This is a genomic window from Mycobacterium ahvazicum, from assembly GCF_900176255.2.
Taxonomy (GTDB): domain Bacteria; phylum Actinomycetota; class Actinomycetes; order Mycobacteriales; family Mycobacteriaceae; genus Mycobacterium; species Mycobacterium ahvazicum.
This window is the reverse complement of the sequence record NZ_FXEG02000006.1, coordinates 176,019-192,145: the sequence shown is the minus strand read 5'-3', so window position 1 is coordinate 192,145 and position 16,127 is coordinate 176,019. Positions and strand designations below refer to the sequence as shown.

The window sequence follows — 16,127 nt, the reverse complement described above, 5'->3', positions numbered from 1 at the left end:
ACAGTTGTCCGCCCCTGTCGATAGTGCCCTACATAGCGGTCGCCACCCCGAATACCTGTCCAGCGTCGCAACGTACCGCGAGGACTTCCGGCGCTACCTGCGTGATGTGGAGGCGGCCGAGGGCTGGCGCGCGGCCGCGTTCACCAGTGCCGAGGATGGGCTTGCGCACGACGCACAGGTGATGGCCAGGCTGCACGCCGACGGCTGGAACCGGTACGGCTGGCCGGAGGCCGCAGGCGGATTGGGCGGCAACGAGATTCACCGTGCGGTGTACTTCGAGGAACTCGGCCACGCGATGCTGCCCATTCCGGCCCAGCACTGGACGCTGGAGACCCTCGGCCCCGCACTGTTGAAGTTCGCCCCCGACCTTGCCGCGGCGTACCTGCCGGGATACCTCAGCGGCGCCGAGTGGTGGGGCCAGAGTTTCTCCGAACCCGAGTCGGGCAGCGACCTGGCCAGCCTGCGCACCCGCGCGGTCGACGACGGGGCCGGAGGATTCGTCGTCAACGGCCAGAAGATCTGGACCAGCCAAGGGCCCACCGCCACGCGCCTGTTGGCGTTGGTCCGCACCGGAACCCCCGAGAGCCGGCACCGCGGGCTGACGATGATCATGGTCGACGCCGACGCACCGGGCGTCACCATTCGCCCCATCGCGCTGGCCAGCGGGCGCCGCGAACTCGCCGAGGTGTTCTTCGACGACGTCCGAGTCGAGGGTGAGCGCGTCGTTGGCGACGTCGACGGCGGCTGGGCCGTGGCGATGCACCTCATGCAGTACGAACGCGGCATGTACGGCTACGCGGTGCTGAACAAGGTGCTCACCGAATTGGGTCGATTGCGTGAGCACATGGTGACCGCCGGCGCTACCGACGCGCAGCGCCGGCGCTTTGCCAGGGTGTACGTCGACGTGTCGGCCGCCCAGGCGCGCACTGCCACCACCGTGCGCCGATTGGCCGCGGGCGAGGCGGTCGGCGCCGATAGCAGCATCGACAAGCTGCTGTTCGGCCGCGCCGAGAAGGAGGTCAACGACCTCATCCTGGAAATCGAGCGGGCGCACCTGATTGGCGGTACGGGCCGCGGCGGCGCGGAACTGGACACCGCGCGGGCCGAGTGGTGGTACTCGCGCGCCGCCACAGTGATGGGTGGCACCGCCGAAGTGCAGCGTGGCATCATCGCCGACCACCTGCTCGGGCTGCCCAAGGAGAAACGATGAGGAATGCGCCGGCGGCCGACGAGTCGTGGCAGATGGTCGAAGAGGCGGTGTTTCGCCTCTTCGAGGAGCTGGCGGGCAAGAACGCCGGTGAGCACCTGGCAATCGGTGGGCGGCTGGCCGAGTTGGGCTGGTCGGAGATCGAGGCCGAGTACCCCGTCGAGGCGGCCGCCCTGTTGTTCCGCGCGCAAGGCAGATCGCTGGCCCTGACGGACTGCTTGGACCGCATCATGTTGGCCGAACTGGCCGCAGTGCTCGACGGTCCCGCGGATCACGTGCTGCTGCCCGACCTGTCCACCGGTGGTGTGGTGGCTTCCGATACTGACCGGGTCTCGGGCATCGTCCTGGGGCCGTTGGAGGGTCGAATCGTGGTGCCGGTGTCCGGGTCGACGGGCGCGGTGTCGGCGGGCGTGGTCGACGCAACGCGGCTCGACGGCCAGCGGCTGGACACCTTTGATGTGTCGACGCACTGGACGCGGGTGAGCGGATCACTTGACGTCCCGCTGGTCGAGGCCTCCACCGAATGGAAGAACGCCGTCGCCGCGGCCCATCGTGGTCTGGCCACCGAACTGGTCGAACTGGCCGCGCAGGCGCTGCGCATCGCGGTCGAGCACGTCAGCGTGCGCGTCCAGTTCGGCTCACCGATCGGGTCATTTCAATCGCCGCGTCATGCACTGGCCGATGCCTCGGCGGTGCTCGAGGGCGCGCGGGCGTTGCTGGGCGAATCGTGGCGAGACGGCGGCGGGCTGGTGGCCCTGGCCGCCAAGGCCGCCGCGGGCCGGGCACACCGCGCCGCCAGCGACGTGGCACTGCAGGTGTGCGGGGCAATCGGACTGACCGCCGAGCACGACCTGCACCGCTATGTCACTCGCGGATTCCAGGTCGACGCGCTCTGTGGGTCGCACGATCAGCTCGAAGGGCTGCTCGCCGAGCGACTCTTCGAGGACTCCGGCGAGGACTGGGCACCCGGCCGCGCCCTGCCGGCCGTCGTCACGTGGGCCGAGTAGAAGGAAGCGTATGCGCCGCAACATTTTCGACGAGATTCACGACGAGTTCCGCGCCACCGCAAGGAGCTTTTTCGAACGCGAATGCGTGCCGAACGTCGAGAAGTGGGAACGCGACGGCAAGGTGAGCCGCGAGGCCTGGCTGGAAGCGGGCGAACACGGATTGATCGGTTGGGAGTTCGACGAGAAGTACGGCGGGCTCGGAGTCAAGGACTTCCGGTTCAACCAGATCATCTCCGAGGAAATGTTCCTGACCGGCTCGGTCGGCATCGGCCTGGGCGTGCAGAACGACATCCTGGTGCCGTATCTCAACGATCTGACCACCGAGGAGCAGAAGGAACGCTGGCTGCCCAAGTTCGTCGCGGGCGAGTACATCGGTTCCATCGCGATGTCCGAGCCCGCGGCCGGATCCGACCTGGCCGGCATCAAGACCACCGCCCGCGACGAGGGCGACCACTGGGTGGTCAACGGCCAGAAGACGTTCATCAGCAACGGGCTGCTGTCCAAGCTGGTGCTGACGGCTGTGAAGACCGATCCTTCCGCCCGGCACAAGGGCATCAGCCTGCTGATGATCGAGGACGGGATGGAGGGTTTCACCCGTGGCCGCAAGCTCGACAAAATCGGCCAGTACTCCGCCGACACTGCCGAATTGTTCTTCGAGGATGTCAAGGTGCCCAAGGAGAACCTTGTGGGAGAGCTCAACCGCGGCTTCTATCATCTGGTCTCCAACCTGCCGAGCGAGCGGGTCGGCGTGGCCTGCTACGCGTTGCCGGCCGCCCGCCGTGCGCTCGACCTGACCAAGGCCTACGCATCGGAGCGCACCGCGTTCGGGCAACCGATCGGCAAGTTTCAGGTCAATAGGCACTTCCTCGCCGAAATGCAGACCAAACTCGACGCCGCACAAACGTATCTCGATCAATGCGTGCTCTCGGTCAACGACGGCACGCTGACCGATCAAGATGCCGCAGGCTTGAAATGGTGGACCTCCGAAGTTCAGTGGGAGATCATCGACCGATGCCTGCAGCTGCACGGCGGCTACGGCTATATCAACGAGTATGAAGTGGCCAGGCTCTGGCGGGACTCGCGGGTGCAGCGGCTCTACGCGGGCACCACCGAGATCATGAAGGACCTCATGGGACGGGCGATGGGGTATTAAGGGTGACGTTGCTAACTGACGGTCGCGAATTGGCGGCTCAACCGGCTATTTCGGCTAACCTGCTAAATGGTTAGTTAATTCGCATATTCGCAGCGGCGGAGGTTGCAATGGAGGTCACCAGTCTTCGAGAACCGAAGATGGCCGATCGGGTGGCCACGGTGCTGCGGCGGATGTTCATCCGCGGCGAGATCACCGAAGGCACCATGTTGCCGCCGGAATCGGAGCTGATGGAGCGTTTCGGCGTGTCCCGGCCAACGCTGCGAGAAGCGTTCCGCGTGCTCGAATCGGAGTCGCTGATTCAGGTTCAGCGTGGGGTACGCGGTGGGGCCCGCGTCACGCGCCCCCGGCGCGAAACGCTCGCCCGCTACGCCGGCTTGATCCTCGAATACGAAGGCGTCACGGTGAAGGACGTCTACGACGCACGAGTGACGCTCGAGGTTCCGATGGTCGAGCAGTTGGCCAAGGACCGCAATCCCAAGGTGATCGCCGAACTCGAGCAGATCGTCGAACGCGAATCGCAGCTGAATCCCGGCAGCGAAGCCGTTGATCAGCTCACCGACTTCCACGCCGCGATCGCGCGGTTGTCGGGCAACAGCACCCTGCAAATCGTCAGCGACATGCTGCATCACATCATCGAGAAGGCCAACCGGTCGCTGCAGCCCACCAAGGGGACGCGAGCCGAGCAGGCGGTCCGCCGCTCGGCCAAGACTCACCGGATGGTGCTGGACATGATCAAGGACGGCGACGCCGAGAAGGCCGGCGAGCTCTGGAAGCGCCATCTGCAAAAGGCAGAGGAGTTCGTCCTGACCGGGGCCGAATTGTCCACTGTCGTAGACCTTCTCGAATGACCGGCGTCGACGAACAGGTAAACCAGCACGATCTCGAGACACCGGACTCGATACAGGTCCGGTTCGGTATCGAATACGTCGAATCACACCCGGCCAAGGCCATCGCCGTGCTGTCGATGCCGATGCACCGATTCCGCAATCCGTACACCGGCGCTCCCACTGTGGGCCCCTTGGCGATCCTCGTCGACGCCGCCGCCGGGATCGTCAACCATTACCGCAGACGGCCAGGCCAGTGGACGGTGTCAAGCGAGCTGTCGATGGACCTCAGCCCCGATGTCGGTGACCTCGACGGCACAGTGCTGGCCAGCGCGCACTCGCCGGGTCCACTGGGTGCCACGTCGCTGGGAATCTGCACACTGACCTATCGCGGCACGGTTATCGGCACCGGCATCGTGCGATCGTTCTTCATCCACGCCGGCGACGTCGTCCCCCAGCAACGGCCGGAGACGCTGCGCCGGTCGGGCGAGACCACTTTCGCCGACTTGATGGCGGTGCACGTTGCGCAGGATGGTCCGGCGACGGTGCTGGCGCAGCGTGTGGACCGCAACCTGAACAACGACATCGACATCGTGCACGGGGGCGTCGCCGCCGCCGGCCTGGAGCTCGCGGCATCGGCGGCGCTAAACCGGGACCCCGCCGACGGTCTGCTGCAGACCGGCTCGCTGCGAGTGAACTTTCTTCGCCCGTTTTTCGCCGGCGCCGAATCCCGCTATGAGGGCACGGCGATGCGGATAGGCCGCAACACCGGTGTGAGCGATGCGCAGGCCATCGGCGACGACGGCAAGGTGGCGATCACCGCGCGAGTGACCGCCTACCGCTGACCGCTCCCGCGCCGGCCCCTGGAAGCTACTTCTTCGAGCGCGCCCGAAACGCGGCCACCCGCTCCTGGAACTCCGGAGTTGTGAACGACGTGTATTCCTCGGCCAGCGCGTACTCCAGCACGCCGAGCGCGGCCCGCGACAGGTGCATGTTCATCGCGACCTTGCTGGCGCGCAGCGCCTGGGGCGGCAGACCGGCGAGTCGCTCGCCGATCGCGAGCGCCTCGTCGAGCACGGTGTCGTCGGTGGCCACCTTGGTGACGAGGTTCAGCTTGTCCGCGATGGCCGGGGTGATCCGATCCCCCAGCAGCACATACTCTTTGGCTTTCATCAGGCCGATCAGCAGCGGCAGCATCGCGGCACCGCCGTCGCCGGCAACCAAGCCGACCGCGACATGCGGGTCGGCCAGGTAGCTGTTCTCCCCCATCACCAGGAAGTCGCTCAACAAAGCGATCGAGCAGCCAAGCCCCACAGCCGGGCCGTTGACGGCCGACACCAGCGGCTTGGGGAAATTGATCACCTCGAGAAACACCGTGCGGGCCTCGGTGATCTGAAACTGACGTGCCACCGGGTCCTCGATGAGGCGCCCGAACATCACCATGTCGCCGCCCGCCGAAAATGCTTTTCCGACACCGGTTGTCACCACCGCGCGCACGTCGTCGTCGGCGGCCAATACCCGCCAGATCGTCGCGAATGCGTGGTGCACCTCCTCGTTGACGGCGTTGAACGCCTCCGGCCGGTTGATGCTGATCACGTGCACGTTGCCGGTCTTCTCCACCAGCAGCCACGGCGCAAACTCTTCGTAACCGGGTAGGGTGGCGATCTCGGAAGTGGTCATCTGATGGTCCTATCAGTTCTTCTGGTTGGAAAGGACGGTGACCGCGGAGACCGCGGTCGGCCCGCCGATGTTGTGCGCTAACGCGATTCGTGCGCCGTCGACTTGATTCTCGGCTTCTCCGCGAAGCTGGTTGAACAGTTCGTAGCACTGCGCCACGCCGGTAGCTCCCGGCGGATGCCCCTTGGCCTTCAGCCCGCCGCTTGGGTTGATCGGAATCGATCCGCCCACATAGTGTTCGCGGCCTTCCACCAGCTTGTAGGCCTCGAAGCGGTTGGCGAACCCCAGATCTTCGTAGCTGATGAGCTCGACGCCGGTGAAGCAGTCGTGGACCTCGGCGACGTCGATGTCGCGCGGCGTCACACCGGCCATCGCCATCGCGGCCTTGGCGGCACGCACCGTCGGCGGAAACGTGGTCATGTCCGTCTTGTGCTGGTGCATCACCCGGTCCATACCCAGCCCGACGCCGCGAACCCAGACGGGACGGTCGGTGTAGTGGTCGACGACGTCCTCGGCGGCCAAGATCACTGCGGCGGCGCCGTCGCTCTGCGGGGTGCAGTCGTAGAGCCCGAAGGGTTCGACCACGATCGGCGCGGCCAGCGCCTGCTCGACGGTGATCTCGTAGCGCAGTTGAGCTTTCGGGTTCTTGACGGCGTGGAAGTGGTTCTTCACCGCCACCATCGCCATGTGCTCTTTGGTCGCCGGCGACTCGTGCAGATATCGCATCACGTGCAGCGCGAAGTTGGCCGGCGCAACCAGCCCCAGCGGGTAGTCCCATGCGTTGTCGCGGGTCATCGCGGCCCAGTCCCAGAACGTGGTGTTCGAGGAGGTTTCGCGAACCTTGTCGGCCCCGACCACTAGGACCACATCGTAGAGGCCGGAGGCGATGGCCAACGTTCCGTTGCGAATCGCATCATTACCGGTGGCACAGGCATTTTCGACGCGCGTCACTGGAATGTCCGTCAAGTCCAAGGTGTCGGCCAAAATGCCGGACGGGAACCCGTCGGTGGTCGCTAGCTCGCCGAACCACGCGGCCTGGATCTCCGACTTCTGAACACCCTTGTCAACCTTGGCAACCGCCTCGGCGTAGGCCATCGGAATGAGATCCTTGACGCCGAGCTCGAAGTGTTCGGCGAAGGGCGTCATCCCCGCGCCGACGATGGCGACATTTCTCATGCAACCGCTCCTTGCAGCGTCCGTCCGGGCCAGAATGCGTAACCGTAATCGGGAATACCCGCGCGAATGGCGATCCTGCGCAACACTACGGAGCCCGGCTGACCGATCGTCGCCTCGCCCGCGGGCACGCCGGTGACTTTCAGCAGCACCCGCACCGGGCTGTCGTCGAGCTGAACGACGGCCAGGGAGTACGGGCTGGGCAGGTCGGGTACCGGAATCCGCACCGTGGTGTGGGTGTAGACGGTGCCGGTGCGCGGCAGCGACTCGAGCCGATATTCGGCCGCCAACCGTCCGGCATTGTCGACTCGCAACCGGGGTGGGAACTGCGGCGCGGCATCGATTCCTGGGCTCTCGTCGAAAACCGCTGCCTCCCAGCGAATTTTCGGCTCGAAGGCCCGCGCGTACGCGGGCATCGAGATTGGGATGCCGATGCCGTCGGCAACCCGCGTCTTGGGTAGCTCCCGCGCCGGGAACTCATCGCGGGCGATCCGGGTGTTGGTGCCCGCTACCGCGAGGTCGGCCGCGCTGATGCTGGACTGCTCGACGGCGAGCAACAGGCCCGAGGTGCCGGCCTCGATCGCGTCGGCCAGCAGTCGGATGATCGCCGCGGCGGAGACGGTGGGCTCGGCAACTGCCCGCGATGTGTCGAAGTCGCTCGCGATTTGCGCCAGCGGCACGCCTGCCACGGCGGCGAGCGCCGGGGTTCCGGTCAGGCCCAGTCGGGTCAGGGTGGCACGCACCCCCACCTCGCGTTGCAGCCGGGGGTCGACGTAGGCATGGCGCGCGCCGTCCTCCCCTCGGGCCGTCAGCGGCAGACTTCGCGTCTGGCGCGCCGCCGGGGTCAGCGTGGTGCCGCCGTCGCCCGTGAGGACAGCGCCGGCCCCCGCCGCGAGGTCGTTGTCGTCGGCGGCGATCACCAGGGTGCTGTCGCCGGCGCCGCTGATTTGGTCCAGCACCGCGGGCGCACCGCCGAGGACCTCGGCGACGGGGGTGTCGGCCGGTAGGGACAACGCGGCCAATAGCACCGCGCCGTTGCCGCCTTCCAGCAGCGGAAAGTCACGTGACACCAGCACCACGCGTTGCGCCGTGGCGCCGGGATCGGCGGCGCGACCGGCGGCGACGGCCATGGTCAGCGCGTCCTCGTCGGGTCCCTTGACCCGGCGGTCGCGCACAGTCCAGGGTGGCGAATAGGTGCCGACCGAAAAGACCCGAGTCATAGATCCCCGCTTTTGTGGATGAGCGCCCGTTACATCGCGCAACTAACTAGCTATATAGTTATACCATTCGACGGCACGGCCTAGCGACGGACGGAAGGTCAACCAAACGTGGGCAATCACCATCCTCGCAGTCTGAAGGGTCGCGTCGTGCTGGTAACAGGTGCCAGCCGCGGCATCGGCGCCGCCATCGCCGAGCGGATCGCCGAAGACGGTGCCGCCGTGGCTTTGCTGGCCAAGACTGACACGCCGAATCCCAAGATCGCGGGCACCCTTGGCGAGACCGCGGACGCCGTGCACCGCGCGGGCGGCCGGGCGCTCCCGCTGACCTGCGATGTGCGCGACCCGGTTGCGGTCGCGTCAGCCGTCAACGCGGTAGCTGACGCGTTCGGCGGCATCGACGTCGTCATCAACAATGCCGGAGCCCTGGATCTGCGGCCGACCGCGCAGCTACCGCCCAAGAGCCTGCGCCGGCTGCTGGAGGTCAATGTCGAAGGGCCGTTCGCGATTGTGCAGGCCGCACTTCCGCACTTGCGCCGGTCCGACAACGCGCACGTGGTCAACGTCGCTCCCCCGCTGAACCTGGACCCCAGGTGGGTTGGCGCCCATGTCGGGCACACGGTGGGCAAGTACGCCCAGAGCCTGCTGACCTTGGGGTGGGCCGCAGAGTTCGCCTCGGTGCCGATCGCGGTGAATTCGGTGTGGCCGGCCACCACGATCGCCAGTACGGGGATGATGGTCGCGTTGGGAGAGGAGGCGGTGCGGGCGCAGGCCCGCAGCCCGCAGATCATGGCCGAGGCGGTGCACGCGCTGGTCACCCGTCCCGCCGCGGCGTGCAGCGGCCACTTCTACACCGACGAGGACATCCTTCGCGAAGAGGGCCGCGCCGACCTCTCGGAGTACCTACTGGCCGCGAGCGAGGATGACCTGAAGCCCAACTTCTACCTGCTGTCGGCCCCGGCCCCTACGGTTTAGGAAGCGGCTGTGGTGAATTCGTTCGACGCGTTGAGCGCCCGTGTGCCCGAGTTGGTCAAGCTGCGGCATGCCGTGCGCGACTTCTTGGAGTCCGACCGCGCTGAATTCGGGTGGCAGCCCGGCGTCGACTCGTGGCTGGCCGGGTGGGACCAGGAGTTCTCAGCGCGGCTGGGCGCCGCCGGATTCGTCGGCCTGACCATCCCGAAGCAATACGGCGGCCACGGTCTCGGGTATTTGCACCGCTATGTGGTGACCGAGGAGCTGATCGCGGCGGGTGCGCCCGTGGCGGCGCACTGGACCGCCGATCGCCAGGTCGCACCGGGTCTGTTGACCTACGGCAATGAGGAGCAGCGCGAACGGTTGTTGCCCAAAATTGTTGCCGGCAAGCTCTATTCGTCGATCGGCATGAGCGAGCACGGTGCCGGGTCCGACCTTGCCGCCGTGCAAACCAAAGCCATCCGCGCCGACGGCGGCTGGTTACTCTCTGGCAGCAAGGTGTGGACCAGCGGCGCCCACCATGCGCACCAGGTCGTCGTGCTGGCCCGCACCAGCCCGCCGGATCCCGAACATCGCCACGCCGGTTTCAGCCAGTTCCTGGTGCCGTGCGATGCCGAGGGCGTCCGAATCGAACCCATCATCTTGATGTCGGGCGCACATCACTTCAACGAGGTGCTGTTCGATCAGGTCTTCGTAGCCGATGCCGATGTGCTCGGCGAGGTCGGCAACGGCTGGCACCAGGTCACCTCCGAGCTGTCGTTCGAACGCAGCGGGCCCGAGCGGATCCTCTCCACCGGCCCTCTACTGTTCGCCGCCATTCGCGCACTCGGTCGTGGGCCGGTGCCCGATGACCGCACCGCGGCCGACATCGGCGACCTGATGGCGCGGTTGATCTCGCTGCGGCAGCTCTCGTTGTCGGTGGCCCGCACGCTCACCGACGGCGGCGATGCGGCGAATCAGGCCGCGCTGGTGAAGGACCTCGGCACCCGCTTCGAAGCCGAATCCGTGGGATTGATCGCCGATCTGCTCGAGGCAGTGCCACCGAATTCCGAGCTGGAGACGATGCTGAGCACCGCGTGGCTGCACAAGCCCATGTTCACCCTGCGCGGCGGTACCAACGAGGTGTTGCGCGGCGTGATCGCCCGCGGAATGGGGCTGCGATGAGCGCGCTCGCTGGCGGGGTTTTCGCCGTGACAGGGTCTAAGGACGACGACACGCAGCTGCGTCAGCTGGTCGACGACCTTGGGCGGCGCTCCTACGACGCCGGTCTGGGCCATCGCGGCATCCCCGACCAGTTCGACACCGAGCTCTGGCGCAACCTCGAGGAAACCGGGCTGGCCAGGCTGACCAGCACGCCGGACATGGGAGCCGGCCCGCACGAGCTGGCCATTGCGCTCTACGGCCTGGCCCGCCACGCTGGTGCGGTGCCGTTGGCAGAAACCGACGCGCTTGCCGGCTGGCTCGGCCAGCAGGTCGGAATCGAGCTACCCAGCGGCCCGCTGACCGTTGCGGTCGCCGATGGCGAAGTCGACGGCGACCGGATCACCGGCACCGCGGACGCGGTGCCGTGGGCGCGAGCGTGCGCCGCCGCCCTGCTGGCCGTCACCACACCCGCCGGCCTGCGGATCGGTGTCATCGACGTGATCCCCGGCCAACTGCGGGAAGGTCACAACCTAGCGGGCGAACCCCGCGATTCGCTCGTGTTCGACGTGCCGGCCGACCAGTTGCATGACGTGGACCCGGCGCTCGGCGCCGAGCTGGCTCGGCGCGGCGCATGGTCACGCTGTGTGCAGACCATCGGGGTGCTGGACGCGGCCGCAGCGCTGTCGGTGCAGCACACCCGCCAGCGCGTCCAGTTCGGTCGTCCGCTCAGCGCCTTCCAGTCCGTGCAACAGTCACTGGCCGGGATGGCCGGGGAAATCGAAAGAGCCCGTGCTGCTGCGGAGTTGGCTGTCGCCGCCGCTGCCGAGCACGGCTTCGCTTCCCCCCACACCGACTACGCCGTCACCGTCGCGAAGGTCGCGGTCGGCCGCGCCGTCGACCCGGTCACCAGCGTCGCCCATCAGCTGCACGGTGCGATTGGTGTCACCAGGGAGCACCCGCTGTGGCTGTTCACCCTGCGCGCTCAGAGCTGGACCGGGGATTACGGCACGACCGCGAACTACGCGCGGCGACTCGGTCGGCTGGTCTTGGCGACGGACGATCCGTGGAGTTTGGTGACGGGCGATCCGGCTCAACTGGAAAACAACGGTAATTAAGGAGAATTGGTGACTGTAGCGAAATTCGAAGGCGCGTCGGCGATTGTCAGCGGCGGTGCGGGCGGCCTGGGCGAGGCGACGGTCCGTCGGCTCCATGCCGACGGACTCGGCGTGGTGATCGCCGATCTCGCTGCCGACAAGGGTAAGGCGCTGGCCGACGAGCTGGGCAGTGGGGCGCTGTTCGTGAGCACCGACGTGACGAGTGAGGACAGCGTTCTCGGCGCGATCGAGCAGGCCAACCAGCTCGGCCAGCTGCGCTACGCGGTCGTCGCGCACGGCGGTTTCGGTGTGGCGCAACGGATCGTCCAGCGCGACGGCAGCCCCGCGGACTTCGGCGGCTTCACCAAGACGATCGATCTCTATCTCAATGGCACCTACAACATGGCCCGACTCGTGGCCGCAGCCGTGGCCACCGCAGAACCCCGCGATGGCGGCGAGCGGGGCGCGCTGGTGCTCACCGCCTCGATTGCGGGCTACGAAGGGCAGATCGGGCAGACTGCCTATGCCGCCGCAAAAGCCGGTGTCATCGGGCTGACCATCGCTGCCGCCCGTGACCTGAGTTCGGCGGGTATCCGAGTCAACACCATTGCACCTGGAACGATGAAGACGCCGATCATGGAGTCGGTCGGCGAAGAGGCGATCGCCAAGTTCGCCGCCAACGTACCGTTCCCGAAACGACTCGGCTCCCCCGACGAGTTCGCCGACGCGGCGACGTTCCTGCTGACAAACGGCTACGTCAACGGCGAGGTGATGCGCCTCGACGGCGCGCAACGCTTCACTCCGAAGTAACCGGAATGGGCGGACGGGCCGGCCTCGCGCCAGCTGTAGCGACGCGCTACAACCGGCCCTCCACCCGAAGTTTCGGGTGCACCCAGTCCGGCGAGTTCTTCTGCTTGAACGCCCGGAAACCTTCGGCTGCCTCGGGACCGAAAAGACTGGTCGTCATGCCGATCCGGTCGTAGAGCCCGAGGTAGTTGTCCAGGCTCGCCTTGACCAACCCGCGCGCTCCCGGAGCGGTCCGGCAACACTGCGCGAGCAACTCCTTGGCGACGCTCATCAGGTCGTCGTGCGGGACCACCCTGCTCACCATGCCCCAGTCGAGCGCCTCCTGCGCGTTCAGCGTCCGTCCGGTGAACATCAGGTCCTTGGTCCGGACCGGTCCGATGAGCCGGGCCAGTACCTGGCTGTAGTACGTGTCGGCGATGCCACGGAACAATTCGGGCACCCGGAAGACGGCCCGATCACTTACCACGGCGAGGTCACTGCACATCGCGATCTGCAGGCCACCACCCTGACAGATGCCGTTGACCGCGGACACGACCGGCTTGGCCGACTGCCGCAGCGTGTCGAACGGGGTGACGTCGGTTCCCAGGGTGGACGCGAAGTCCATCCAGTTGTCTGCTGCTTTCTGACCCAGGTCACCTCCCGGCGCGAAGACGTCGCCGGTGCCCGTGATGAGCAGGCCCGCGAGGTCGGGGTCGGCATTGACCCGACTCACCGCGTAGCGGATCCCGAAGTACATTGCGGGCGTCATCGCATTCCGCGCCTCGGGGCGGTCCAGGGTGCAGATAGCAAACGCACCTTCACGTTCGAACCTCAGGTAGGGGCTCCCCAACCAGTCACCGTCGGGTGGGCGTGGACCGCCATTGGGGCTGTCGGACATGTGATATCCCTTCCAAGGCTCGGAGTGTTCCGTCGCCCACCAAATTAGCCAAATAGTTGTATGATTCCAATTCCGCGGCGTAACGTGGCGCACGTCACTGCGTCGCGCTCTCGCCACCACAGGGCGCGGCCGATAGCGCGAGCTACTGGAGGCTTACAGATATGGGTTCACTGGACGGCAGGGTTGTCTTCATCACCGGAGCCGCTCGCGGGCAAGGCCGTTCGCACGCGGTGATGTGTGCCGAGCAAGGTGCCGACATCGTCGGCGTCGACATCTGCGAGAACCTCGACATCGTGCCCTATGCACTTGGCACCGAAGATGATCTCGAGGAGACGGCCCGCCTGGTGGAGAAGACCGGTAGGAAGATGCTGACCCGCAAGGCCGACGTCCGCGACAAGGCTGCGCTACAGGAGGCATTCGACGCGGGCGTCACCGAGTTCGGCCACGTCGACACGGTGCTCGCCAATGCCGGGGTCGTCCTGACCAACGCCGATGAGCGCGACGCGTCGGAGGCGCTGAGGTTAGGGCTCGACATCATGCTCATCGGGGTGTGGAACGCTTTCCAGGTGGCGATCCCCCACATGAAGGAACGCGGTGAGGGTGGCAATCTGATCGCGACGAGTTCGATGATCGCCCTGCTGGACCTCACCGACGGCCGCGGCGGCAGCGATGCCTACTTGATGTCGAAGGTCGCCGTCGTCGGCCTGGTCCGCGCGTATGCGGCCATGCTTGCCCCCGACCGCATTCGCGTCAATGCCGTGGCGCCGACCAACTGCGCGACCCCGATGATCACTGACAACCCGGCTCTGTTCAAGGTGATTGAGGACAACCCTCGCATGGTCAATGCGGTCCAGACCGCGCTGCCGGGCTTGCCGCTGATCGAGCCACGCGACGTCAGCAACACGATCCTCTTCTTGCTCAGCGACGCGGGCCGTTCGTTCACCGGAAGCATGCTCAAGGTGGACGCCGGCATGGACGTGCGGCGAGGCTAGTCGGCGCACCGGATGCATTACCGTATCGACGGCCGATCGGCGCTGGTCGTAGGCGGCAGCAAGGGAATCGGCTTCGAGGTCGCCAAACTGCTTGCCGCGGAAGGTGCGCGGGTTGCGATACTGGCGCGGACTAAGACCGATGTCGACGCCGCGGTCGAGGCAATCCGCACCGAAGGGGGCACTGCCATCGGTGTCACTGCCGACGTGGCCGACGACGGGCAGCTGACCGACGCCGTCCGCGAGATTGCGGCCCAGCACGGGGCGCCGCTAATCGTTGTCGGCCAAGCTAAATACCAGCGGCCCGGCGATTTCGCCGACATCACCGATGTGAATGTCTATCGCGAGTCCTTCGAAATGCACACGATGAGCCAGATCCTGCTCTTGCGAGCGGTTCTGCCGGCGATGCGGGCCGCGGGCTGGGGCCGATTCGTGCACATCGGGTCGGCGACCGCCAAGGAGCCGGCGGGCAACATCCACCACGCAGTGGCCAACACCAGTCGGCCGTCGACGATCGGCCTGCTCAAGACGGTCTCCGACGAGTACGCCCAGTACGGCATCACGGTCAACACCGTCGCGCCCGGCTGGATTGAGACTGAGAACGCACTGGCCTACCTGGAGCAGCACCTCGGCGCGAGCACCGATCAGGAGCGACGCGAGTTCATGCTGCGCGAAGCTCGGGTGCCGGCAGCGCGAATGGGCAAACCGAGCGAGATCGCCTCGCTCATCGCCTACCTGTGCTCAGAACCTGCCGGCTACCTCACCGGTAGTTGGATCGAAGTCGACGGTGGCTTGCACCGGTCGGCGTTCTAACCTTTGGGAGCATACGTGGAAACCCTTGGCGCACCCGAACTTTCCTTCGCCAGCCTGCCGATGGCGGCAGACCGCGGGGCGGGGTGGAAGGTCCTTCGCGACGCAGGGCGGGTGGTGTCCGTCGACGGAATCTTCTATCTGACCCACCGCGAGGACGTGCTGGCCGCGCTGCGCGATCCTGAATTGTTCTCCTCGAAGAAGGCTTTTGACGTGCTCGGCAGCCCGCTGCCGTTGGTGCCCATCTCGTTCGACCCGCCAGAGCACACCCGGTTCCGTAAGATCCTGCAGCCCTTCTTCAGTCCGCACACCTTGAAAGAGATGCTGCCCTCGCTTCAGCAGCAGGCGATCGAGATCATCGAGCGGGTAGCCGCACAAGGCGAGTGCGAAGTCGTGGCCGACGTGGCGATCCCGTACCCCTCACAGGTATTCCTGACCTTGTTCGGGCTGCCGCTGGAGGATCGCGACAAGCTCGTCGCATGGAAAACCGCGGTCATCGCGATCTCGGAAGCGCCGTCACTGGAGGATGCCGACCTGACGCCGGCACTCGAATTGGTCGAGTACCTCACCGAGGCGATCAACGCGCGGCGGGCCGACCCCGGGCCGGACATCTTGTCTCAGTTGCTCAATGGCGAGGAGCCACTCGACGACGCCGAAATCATGGGCCTGAGCTTCCTTTTCGTCCTGGCCGGGCTGGACACCGTCACCGCGGCGATGAGTTCCGCACTGCTGGAGCTCGCCCGCAACCCGGAGCTGAGGACCACCCTCCGCGACGATCCCGACCAGATCGATGTGTTCGTCGAGGAGATCGTCCGGCTGGAGCCGCCGGCGCCGATGCTGCCCCGCGTGACCACCACCGAGGTCACCATCGGGGACGTCACGCTGCCCGCCGACACCATGGTGCGGTTGTGTGTCGCTGCCATCAATCGCGACGACAGCGACGAGATCTCGACCAACGACGTGGTGATGGATGGAAAGGTGCACCGGCACTGGGGCTTCGGTGGCGGGCCACACCGCTGCCTGGGGTCGCACCTGGCCCGCCTCGAGCTGAAATTGATCGTGGCCGAATGGCTCCGGCGCATTCCCGAGTTTTCGGTGAAAGTCGGTGAGGAACCGCAGATTGTGTTCCCCGCGAGCACCTTTTCACTTGAGCGCGTGCCTCTGAAACTGGGCTGAT

Annotated in this window: 16 protein-coding genes; 12 read left to right on the top strand and 4 right to left on the bottom strand. The window is 66.4% G+C overall.

Annotated elements, in window-relative coordinates:
• Positions 1 to 4 precede the first annotated feature (4 nt).
• The 5 genes from MAAFP003_RS28000 (at position 5) to MAAFP003_RS27980 (ending at position 5,036) form a co-directional block, all read left to right on the top strand.
• On the top strand, positions 5 to 1,210 hold the full coding sequence (locus tag MAAFP003_RS28000; protein WP_036473699.1) for an acyl-CoA dehydrogenase family protein: 1,206 nt from the start codon (positions 5 to 7) through the stop codon (positions 1,208 to 1,210).
• The gene (locus MAAFP003_RS27995; protein WP_096290767.1) at positions 1,207 to 2,214 is read left to right on the top strand and encodes an acyl-CoA dehydrogenase family protein; all 1,008 of its coding nucleotides are present in this window, start codon (positions 1,207 to 1,209) and stop codon (positions 2,212 to 2,214) included. Before MAAFP003_RS28000 ends, MAAFP003_RS27995 begins: the two co-directional genes overlap by 4 nt.
• 10 nt (positions 2,215 to 2,224) lie before the next feature.
• Entirely contained in the window at positions 2,225 to 3,367 is a 1,143-nt protein-coding gene (locus tag MAAFP003_RS27990; RefSeq protein ID WP_036473695.1) for an acyl-CoA dehydrogenase family protein, read from the top strand.
• A 107-nt stretch (positions 3,368 to 3,474) separates the two neighbouring features.
• The gene (locus MAAFP003_RS27985; protein ID WP_036473692.1) at positions 3,475 to 4,215 is read left to right on the top strand and encodes a FadR/GntR family transcriptional regulator; all 741 of its coding nucleotides are present in this window, start codon (positions 3,475 to 3,477) and stop codon (positions 4,213 to 4,215) included.
• Positions 4,212 to 5,036: a PaaI family thioesterase gene (locus MAAFP003_RS27980; protein ID WP_036473690.1), complete on the top strand. Its 825-nt coding sequence runs from the start codon at positions 4,212 to 4,214 to the stop codon at positions 5,034 to 5,036. The genes MAAFP003_RS27985 and MAAFP003_RS27980 overlap by 4 nt, the downstream gene beginning before the upstream one ends.
• Before the next feature lie 25 nt (positions 5,037 to 5,061).
• Here the strand turns inward: MAAFP003_RS27980 and MAAFP003_RS27975 are convergent, their stop codons facing one another.
• From MAAFP003_RS27975 to MAAFP003_RS27965, 3 genes are read right to left on the bottom strand one after another with little or no spacing between them, the layout of a single operon-like run.
• Positions 5,062 to 5,871 carry an enoyl-CoA hydratase/isomerase family protein gene (locus MAAFP003_RS27975; protein WP_036473687.1) on the bottom strand — a complete coding sequence of 270 codons (810 nt, stop codon included), beginning with the start codon at positions 5,869 to 5,871 and terminating at the stop codon, positions 5,062 to 5,064.
• Positions 5,872 to 5,883: 12 nt separating this feature from the next.
• On the bottom strand, positions 5,884 to 7,044 hold the full coding sequence (locus tag MAAFP003_RS27970; RefSeq protein WP_036473685.1) for a thiolase C-terminal domain-containing protein: 1,161 nt from the start codon (positions 7,042 to 7,044) through the stop codon (positions 5,884 to 5,886).
• The gene (locus MAAFP003_RS27965; RefSeq protein WP_036473683.1) at positions 7,041 to 8,261 is read right to left on the bottom strand and encodes a Zn-ribbon domain-containing OB-fold protein; all 1,221 of its coding nucleotides are present in this window, start codon (positions 8,259 to 8,261) and stop codon (positions 7,041 to 7,043) included. Before MAAFP003_RS27965 ends, MAAFP003_RS27970 begins: the two co-directional genes overlap by 4 nt.
• Positions 8,262 to 8,369: 108 nt before the next feature.
• On the opposite strand from MAAFP003_RS27965, the gene MAAFP003_RS27960 reads away from it, so the two are divergent.
• From MAAFP003_RS27960 to MAAFP003_RS27945, 4 genes are read left to right on the top strand one after another with little or no spacing between them, the layout of a single operon-like run.
• Positions 8,370 to 9,233, top strand: coding sequence for an SDR family oxidoreductase (locus MAAFP003_RS27960; RefSeq protein ID WP_096290766.1), 864 nt, complete (start codon positions 8,370 to 8,372; stop codon positions 9,231 to 9,233).
• 9 nt (positions 9,234 to 9,242) lie between these two features.
• Complete coding sequence (locus MAAFP003_RS27955) at positions 9,243 to 10,394, top strand: acyl-CoA dehydrogenase family protein (protein ID WP_084163671.1); 1,152 nt, start codon at positions 9,243 to 9,245, stop codon at positions 10,392 to 10,394.
• Complete coding sequence (locus tag MAAFP003_RS27950) at positions 10,391 to 11,488, top strand: acyl-CoA dehydrogenase family protein (RefSeq protein WP_096290765.1); 1,098 nt, start codon at positions 10,391 to 10,393, stop codon at positions 11,486 to 11,488. The genes MAAFP003_RS27955 and MAAFP003_RS27950 overlap by 4 nt, the downstream gene beginning before the upstream one ends.
• Positions 11,489 to 11,497: 9 nt before the next feature.
• Positions 11,498 to 12,277, top strand: a complete 780-nt coding sequence (locus tag MAAFP003_RS27945; protein ID WP_036473679.1) for an SDR family oxidoreductase — start codon at positions 11,498 to 11,500, stop codon at positions 12,275 to 12,277.
• A gap of 46 nt (positions 12,278 to 12,323) precedes the next feature.
• Here MAAFP003_RS27945 and MAAFP003_RS27940 read toward each other — a convergent pair whose 3' ends face one another.
• The gene (locus MAAFP003_RS27940; protein WP_036473677.1) at positions 12,324 to 13,151 is read right to left on the bottom strand and encodes an enoyl-CoA hydratase/isomerase family protein; all 828 of its coding nucleotides are present in this window, start codon (positions 13,149 to 13,151) and stop codon (positions 12,324 to 12,326) included.
• A 161-nt stretch (positions 13,152 to 13,312) separates the two neighbouring features.
• Between MAAFP003_RS27940 and MAAFP003_RS27935 the strand changes: the two genes are divergently transcribed.
• The 3 genes from MAAFP003_RS27935 to MAAFP003_RS27925 are packed head-to-tail and all read left to right on the top strand — an operon-like array spanning position 13,313 to position 16,126.
• A complete protein-coding gene (locus MAAFP003_RS27935) occupies positions 13,313 to 14,143 on the top strand; it encodes a mycofactocin-coupled SDR family oxidoreductase (RefSeq protein WP_036473675.1) in 831 nt (276 codons plus the stop codon).
• 12 nt (positions 14,144 to 14,155) lie between these two features.
• Entirely contained in the window at positions 14,156 to 14,953 is a 798-nt protein-coding gene (locus MAAFP003_RS27930) for an SDR family oxidoreductase (RefSeq protein WP_036473673.1), read from the top strand.
• A gap of 60 nt (positions 14,954 to 15,013) precedes the next feature.
• Positions 15,014 to 16,126: a cytochrome P450 gene (locus MAAFP003_RS27925; RefSeq protein WP_232232266.1), complete on the top strand. Its 1,113-nt coding sequence runs from the start codon at positions 15,014 to 15,016 to the stop codon at positions 16,124 to 16,126.
• The last annotated feature ends 1 nt before the right edge of the window (position 16,127 follow it).

Excerpts from the sequence above, each read along its gene's own strand:
- MAAFP003_RS27925 (WP_232232266.1), top strand. The coding sequence starts at position 15,014 with ATGGCGGCAGACCGCGGGGCGGGGTGGAAGGTCCTTCGCGACGCAGGG.
- MAAFP003_RS27980 (WP_036473690.1), top strand. The coding sequence starts at position 4,212 with ATGACCGGCGTCGACGAACAGGTAAACCAGCACGATCTCGAGACACCG.
- MAAFP003_RS27935 (WP_036473675.1), top strand. The coding sequence starts at position 13,313 with ATGGGTTCACTGGACGGCAGGGTTGTCTTCATCACCGGAGCCGCTCGC.
- MAAFP003_RS27985 (WP_036473692.1), top strand. The coding sequence starts at position 3,475 with ATGGAGGTCACCAGTCTTCGAGAACCGAAGATGGCCGATCGGGTGGCC.
- MAAFP003_RS27995 (WP_096290767.1), top strand. The coding sequence starts at position 1,207 with ATGAGGAATGCGCCGGCGGCCGACGAGTCGTGGCAGATGGTCGAAGAG.
- MAAFP003_RS27975 (WP_036473687.1), bottom strand. The coding sequence starts at position 5,871 with ATGACCACTTCCGAGATCGCCACCCTACCCGGTTACGAAGAGTTTGCG.
- MAAFP003_RS27990 (WP_036473695.1), top strand. The coding sequence starts at position 2,225 with ATGCGCCGCAACATTTTCGACGAGATTCACGACGAGTTCCGCGCCACC.
- MAAFP003_RS27940 (WP_036473677.1), bottom strand. The coding sequence starts at position 13,151 with ATGTCCGACAGCCCCAATGGCGGTCCACGCCCACCCGACGGTGACTGG.
- MAAFP003_RS27950 (WP_096290765.1), top strand. The coding sequence starts at position 10,391 with ATGAGCGCGCTCGCTGGCGGGGTTTTCGCCGTGACAGGGTCTAAGGAC.
- MAAFP003_RS27965 (WP_036473683.1), bottom strand. The coding sequence starts at position 8,261 with ATGACTCGGGTCTTTTCGGTCGGCACCTATTCGCCACCCTGGACTGTG.
- MAAFP003_RS27970 (WP_036473685.1), bottom strand. The coding sequence starts at position 7,044 with ATGAGAAATGTCGCCATCGTCGGCGCGGGGATGACGCCCTTCGCCGAA.
- MAAFP003_RS27930 (WP_036473673.1), top strand. The coding sequence starts at position 14,156 with ATGCATTACCGTATCGACGGCCGATCGGCGCTGGTCGTAGGCGGCAGC.